The organism is Rhizobacter sp. P1_G5, assembly GCF_056405435.1.
In genome coordinates, this window is sequence record NZ_JBFUCB010000354.1 from 1 (window position 1) to 6311 (window position 6311).

Here is a 6311-nt window from a genome sequence, read left to right on the forward strand (position 1 = left end):
GGGTCGACATCACCGACCAGGCCGTCACGCTGGCCGACAACGAGCGCATCCACGGCGGCGTCAACGGCGGCTTCTTCACGACCCGCATCACGCTCGCGCTCGACACCGCGACGCGTGCGCGCCTGGTCGCATGGCCGAAGGGCAACCGCATCCAGTTCCGCTTCAACGGCACCGACGGCGAGACCAACGGCTTCCGCGTGCTCGACCTGCAACTGCGCGACGACGCCGGCGCCAGCCTCGCGAGCAACGCGGTGGCGCGCGTCGACCCGCTGATGGAGAAGAACGCCGGCAAGACGCTCACCAGCGACGTCGAGCTCGGCCGCACGCTGTGGAGTGCGCGCGGTGCGCTCGCCAAGTCGCCGCTCGTCAGCCGCAAGCTGCAGGCCGCCTGCTCGTCGTGCCATGCCGAGGACGGCCGCGACCTGCAGTACTTCAACTACTCGAACAACTCGATCGTGCAGCGCAGCCGCTACCACGGCCTGAGCGAGGCGCAAGGCAAGCAGATCGCCGCCTTCCTGCGCTACACGCTGCAGGGCGTGCCGCACGCCGCGAAGGCGCGCCCGTGGAACCCGCCGTACCAGCCGGGCCCGGGCCTGGATTGCACCGGCATCGGCTGCGAGACGCAATGGGCGGCCGGCGCCGGGCTGGAGGCGGTGMTCGAGAACGCCACCGACGCCACCAAGGCGCTGTTCGGCAAGCCGCTCGCCGGCGCGCTGAGCGTGACGCAGGCCGAGGTCGACAAGGTGATGGACCCGAGCGCGACGATGAACGCGCGCGAGATGCAGATCCCGATGCAGTTCCCCGACTGGAACGCCTGGCTGCCGACCACCCACCCGTACGACGTGTGGCCGACGACGACCGAAGGCTCGTTCGAGGCCGGCGCGAAGTTCAGCGCGGCCGATGCGAAGAAGGACCCGAACGGCAAGTACAAGGCACTGCTCGCGTGGCTGACCGCGCACAAGAACCCGAACGGCGTGTTCGGCGACTGGAGCCACCTGAAGGTCGACGAGCGCGTGCAGATCAAGTCGATGTTCACGCTGTTCGGCTGGGAGGGCTACAACTACCTCGGTGGCGGCCGCGGCAACCACATCGCGGCAAGCGGCCAGTACGGCGCGCAGGTCGGCGCGGCCAACCTGCAGAAGCTGGCCTCGGCCACCACCACCGCGGCGAACCCGGCCGCCTTCACGACCAACGCGTTCATCGAGCGCTCGGTGGCCAGCATGCTGCACTGGAACGCGGTGAAGCAGTGGGAGATGGCCCAGGTGTACGGCCTGGAAGGCAACCAGCAGTGGTTCATCGGCGACAAGGACGCCGCCACCGGCGCATGGAAGGGCCGCGGCGAGGCGCACGGCTGGCCGTTCAACAGCGTCAGCCTGTTCTTCCTCGCGCCGCACATGATCTACCAGCAGGACACCGACGGCACCGGCAAGATCACCCGCGAGTGGTACAACGCATGGGAGGCGGGCAACATCGTCGGCTCGTACTACCGCACCAACCAGTGGTACCAGCTGCAGATGTCGGTGAACCCCGGCGGGCAGAGCGACTGGGTGAACTTCTCGATGGACTGGCCGTACCTGACGGCCTTCGACGACTACCTGGGCATGAAGGTCGGCACCGCGACGCCGGCCGCCAAGGCCGCCAACGACACGCACTACGTGCGGCTGCTGCAGGCGCGCATCAAGTCGGCGCAGTACGTCAACAACGAGATCGTGCTGTACGACCCGGCGCAGCCCGACCTGTTCGCCAACCGCGGCCGCTACGGGCGCGGCCAGGTGGCCAAGCACCTGACGGTGACCAACTTCATCGACACCGCGTCGAACAACGGCAAGAGCAACTCGAAGTACCGCTTCCTCGACGAGCTGTCGCCGGGGCTGTACCCGCGCGTCGTCAACGGCGCGATCCGCCAGTTCAACATGCTGTATTCGCAGACCGCCGCGACGGCCTGGCGCCGCTGCGACCCGAACAACAGCCAGCTCGGCGAGCCCGAACCGTGGGCCGGCTTCCGCTACTGCCTGGATGCGCAGCGCTCGCCGCTCGGGCAGGCGGCCGACGGCAGCTACTTCATGAACCAGGTGAACTACCGTGCCAGCACCGAGCAGACCGAGCAGTACGGGCTGTGGAAGGCGACGCAGATGGGGGCCGACCCGGCGCGGCTGAAGGTGTGGTCGGACTGGATCGACAGGATGTGGCCGAAACCTTGACCCCGCCAGGGCAGCGCGAATGGCGTCAAAATGGCCGCCATTCACAACGTCTTCGGGCTGCGCGCCAACGTCACCATGAAAAGCGATTTCGGATTGATTGGCCTGGCCGTGATGGGCCAGAACCTGGTGCTGAACGTGGAGAGCCACGGCTTCCAGGTCAGCGTGTTCAACCGCACGACGGCCGTCACCGACGAATTCGTCGCCCGCCACCCGGGCAAGAAGCTGGTGGGCGCGGCAACGCTCGAGGCCTTCGTCGAGAGCCTGGCCACCCCGCGCAAGATCCAGATCATGGTGAAGGCCGGTGCGCCGGTCGATGCGGTGATCGAGCAGCTGATCCCGCTGCTGTCGCCCGGCGACATCGTGATCGACGGCGGCAACAGCCTCTACACCGACACCGAGCGCCGCGACGCATACCTCGCCAGCAAGGGCCTGCGCTTCATCGGTGCGGGCGTCTCGGGCGGTGAAGAAGGTGCGCGCAAGGGCCCGTCGATCATGCCGGGCGGGCCGCTGTCGACCTGGGAGGTGATGCAGCCGATCTTCGAGGCGATCTCGGCCAAGGTGGACGGCGAGCCGTGCGTGATCCACATCGGCCCGGGCGGCGCCGGTCATTACGTGAAGATGATCCACAACGGGATCGAGTACGGCGACATGCAGCTGATCTGCGAGGCCTACAGCCTGTTCAAGGCGGCGGGCTTCACGACGCAGGAGATGGCGGCGATCTTCAACCAGTGGAACGAGGGCGAGCTGCAGAGCTACCTGATCCAGATCACCGGCAAGGCACTGGAGCAGGTGGATGCCGAGACCGGCAAGCCGATCGTCGAGCTGATCCTCGACAAGGCCGGCCAGAAGGGCACCGGCCAGTGGACGCTGCTGAACGCGGCGGAGAACGCGGTGGTGATCAGCACGATCAATGCAGCGGTCGAGGCGCGCGTGCTGTCGTCGCAGAAGAAGCAGCGCGTGGCCGCGAGCAAGCAATTGCAAGGGCCGAAGGTCGACCTGTCGCCGGTGAAGGCGCAGCTGGTGGCGAAGGTGCACGACGCACTGTATGCGTCGAAGGTGATCAGCTACGCGCAGGGGCTGGACCTGATGAAGACGATGGGCGAGAAGAAGGGCTGGGGGCTCGACCTCGGCCGCATCGCCGCGATCTGGCGTGGCGGCTGCATCATCCGCGCGCGCTTCCTGAACCGCATCACCGACGCGTACCGCAGCAACCCGCAGCTGACGAACCTGATGCTGGATCCGTTCTTCAAGGATTTGCTGAACCGCACGCAGCAGAACTGGCGCGAGACGGTGGCGCTGGCGGTGACGAACGGCATCCCGGTGCCCGCCTTCAGCGCGTCGTTGGGGTACTACGACAGCTACCGCTCGGAGCGGCTGTCGGCCAACCTGCTGCAGGCGCAGCGCGACTTCTTCGGCGCGCACACGTATGAGCGCATCGACAAGCCGGAGGGGACGATGTTCCACACCGAGTGGCCTGAAGTGATCGGCTGAGGAGTAGCGGCATGAAACACACCCTGCGCACCACGTTGTTGTTGGCGGGTCTCGTCGCCGGGGCTGCGGGCGCGGCCCGGGCCGACGAAGAGCCGTCGAAGATCGACCGCGCGGCTTCGGCCGTCGGTCACGCCGCATCAACTGCGGCGACGAAGACCGGGCATGCGGTGAAGCATGCGGCCGAGGTCACCGGGGCGGCGATCCAGAAGGGCGCCGAGAAGACCGGCGAGGTCGTGCGCAAGGGTGTCGAGAAGACCGGCGAGGTGATGAAGCGGGGCGGGGAGAAGTTGCAGTCGTCGGCGAAGTCGGCTTCTTCCAGCGACTGACTCGCGCCGGTCAGCGCAAGCTGGCCGACAGCATCGCGAAGCCCAGCACGTTGACGGCGACCGTGGCCCAGAACACGCGCCGGAACGATGCCTTGGCGGACTTGTGGCGCAGCCACCGCTGCGCGAGCAGCGCACCCGGCCAGCCGCCCGCGAGCGACAGCAGGTGCAGCGTGCGCTCCGATGTGCGTGGCCCGCGGCGGCGCGCTGCGGACTTGTCGATCGCATAGACGACGAACGTGATCGCGCTCAGGACGGCGTAGGCTGCGGCGGTCCAGAGCAAGGGCCAGCGGATGTTCATTGGTGATTCCGGAGAGTGCGGCGCCGGATCGTACGTGACACGCCTGTATTGACGCGGCCTCTTCTTGGCAGTCAAATCGCCGCTCTCCATGGCACCTCATCAGGTGCATCTTGAGACGAGCGCTCGCCACACGGCCTCCAGCGCTCCACGGCGCAACTCCCTCGCGCCACCCCCTTGAAGTACAGCGTCCGCGCTTGCTCCGACATGAAGCGGAGCGACGCGGGTTCGAACGCGTCATTCGACATGCTTGCCGGGTTGCATGTGCAAGCACCCGCACGACCGCCATGCAGATCACCAACAACTCCACGCCCTTCCTCGCTCATCGCTTCGTCTCGATAGACAAGACCGGCCAGAAGCACTGCGTCGCGATCATCAAGGCAACATTCGACGTTGTCGCGCAGGGTCGTTGCGTGCCGTCAGCCGATCAGACGCCCTTCGTCTACACCGACCAGCACCACGGCGATCCAGGCGCCACGTCGGTCCGCTTCGAGACGGACTTCGCGCCGGTGAAACCGATGGTCGACGTGCTGCTGCACGCCAGCGCTGTGTCACCAGACGGCAGTCCGATCACAAGGCTGCATGTTCACTTCGCGGGTGCCGGCATGCGCAAGCATGCGGTGGTCACCGGAGATCGCGTCTGGACCCGAGGATTTGCCGGACCCGTGCCTTCCGATCCGTTGCCGTTCACCGAAATCCCGCTGATCTGGGATCGCGCCTTTGGCGGCACTGACCTGCGTCACGCCCATCCGCGGCGCAGCAACAGTGATCTGCGGAACCTGGTGGGGGTCGGGTTTCGCATGAACGGCGCGACAGGCAGCGTCCTCGGCACCGCCCTGCCAAACATTGAACGTGCGGACGCGGTGATGCGACGGTGGTCAGACAGGCCGGAGCCGATCGGCTTCACACCCGTTGGACGTGGCTGGGTACCTCGAATTGCCTTCGCCGGCACCTACGGCCGGACCTGGTTTGAAAGCCAAAGACCATTTTTGCCCGCCGACTTCGACAGCCGCTACTTTCAAGCCGCACCGCTCGATCAGCAACTGCGGCGGCTCGAGGCTGGCACACGCTTCGCCTGCGTGAACATGAGCCCCGACGGAAAGTTCGTAGCCGAAGTGCCTTCCTTCGAGGTGCCCATCAACTTTCGCTCCGAGAACACGACCTCGAGTGCCACGGTCGTTGCCGACACCCTCATCCTGGAGCCGGGACGAGCCAAGCTGATACTGATTGGCCGAGCTTCGATCGCACTGCCTCGAAGGACCACACAACTTCGCGAGATCAACATCGGCGAACGGCGTCTGGTCCATGTACACGGCAAGCCGCACTTCACGGGCCTTGGGCACCTTGTCAATTCGAAGAAGGCAATGAGCGAGGCGCCTGCGTGAGCGCACTTCACATCACTTGCGTTGCGCTCGCCAGCGCCGTCGGCCTGACGCCAGCTTCAGCTGCTGCCGCCATGCGTTGCGGCATCAGTGGAATCGGCGAGTTGCCTACCGTCGACGACGCCCTTGAGCCTGTCGCTGGCGCGCGCGTGCCTTCCATCCCCGACCACCTTCACGGTCGCGATCGCCTGATCGAGTTGCTGTTGCAGGTGATGGCGGACAGCCATGCTGCACTGGCTACCCGGATCGACATCACCCAACTGCCTGTTCTGCTCTGCACATCAGAGGTTGCGCGCCCAGGAGCTTCGGTACACGGCATCGTCCCAGCCATGGAGGCTCGTCTGGGCTTTCACCTTCGGCGGGCCGGTGCTCGACACCTTGCACGAGGTCACGTCTCCTGCTTCGAATCGCTTGGTTTCGCCGAAGCAGCGATGCTGCAGGCAGGTGGCAGCGCTTGTCTGGTGATCGCAGCGGACTCCCTGATCGACCCGCGCTCTCTGAACTGGGTTGAGAAATCAGGGCGATTGAAGACGTCTCGCCGCTCTGAAGGGGTCATTCCAGGTGAAGGCGCGGCTGTCCTGCTGGTCAGCCTCGAACCATTGGGTGAGCCGTGCAT

General features: G+C 66.1%; 6 protein-coding genes. 5 read left to right on the plus strand and 1 reads right to left on the minus strand.

The features are described from left to right. The 3 genes from AC1D12_RS21480 to AC1D12_RS21490 all read left to right on the plus strand — a co-directional run. On the plus strand, positions 1–2201 hold a 2201-nt coding region (locus tag AC1D12_RS21480; protein ID WP_477842736.1), incomplete at its 5' end, for a hypothetical protein. Positions 2202–2231: 30 nt separating this feature from the next. Further along, on the plus strand, positions 2232–3692 hold the full coding sequence (gene gnd / locus AC1D12_RS21485) for a decarboxylating NADP(+)-dependent phosphogluconate dehydrogenase (RefSeq protein ID WP_465114019.1): 1461 nt from the start codon (positions 2232–2234) through the stop codon (positions 3690–3692). Positions 3693–3703: 11 nt separating this feature from the next. Continuing rightward, on the plus strand, positions 3704–4018 hold the full coding sequence (locus AC1D12_RS21490) for a hypothetical protein (RefSeq protein ID WP_156154850.1): 315 nt from the start codon (positions 3704–3706) through the stop codon (positions 4016–4018). 10 nt (positions 4019–4028) lie between these two features. On the opposite strand, the gene AC1D12_RS21495 is transcribed toward AC1D12_RS21490, so the two are convergent. After that, entirely contained in the window at positions 4029–4316 is a 288-nt protein-coding gene (locus AC1D12_RS21495; protein WP_477829307.1) for a DUF1294 domain-containing protein, read from the minus strand. A gap of 284 nt (positions 4317–4600) precedes the next feature. Here AC1D12_RS21495 and AC1D12_RS21500 point away from each other — a divergent pair, with 284 nt between their 5' ends. Beyond that, positions 4601–5698, plus strand: coding sequence for a DUF2169 family type VI secretion system accessory protein (locus tag AC1D12_RS21500; protein ID WP_477842738.1), 1098 nt, complete (start codon positions 4601–4603; stop codon positions 5696–5698). Then, positions 5695–6311 (plus strand): hypothetical protein (locus AC1D12_RS21505; protein ID WP_477842740.1); only part of this gene is annotated, 617 nt, incomplete at its 3' end. The genes AC1D12_RS21500 and AC1D12_RS21505, both read left to right, overlap by 4 nt.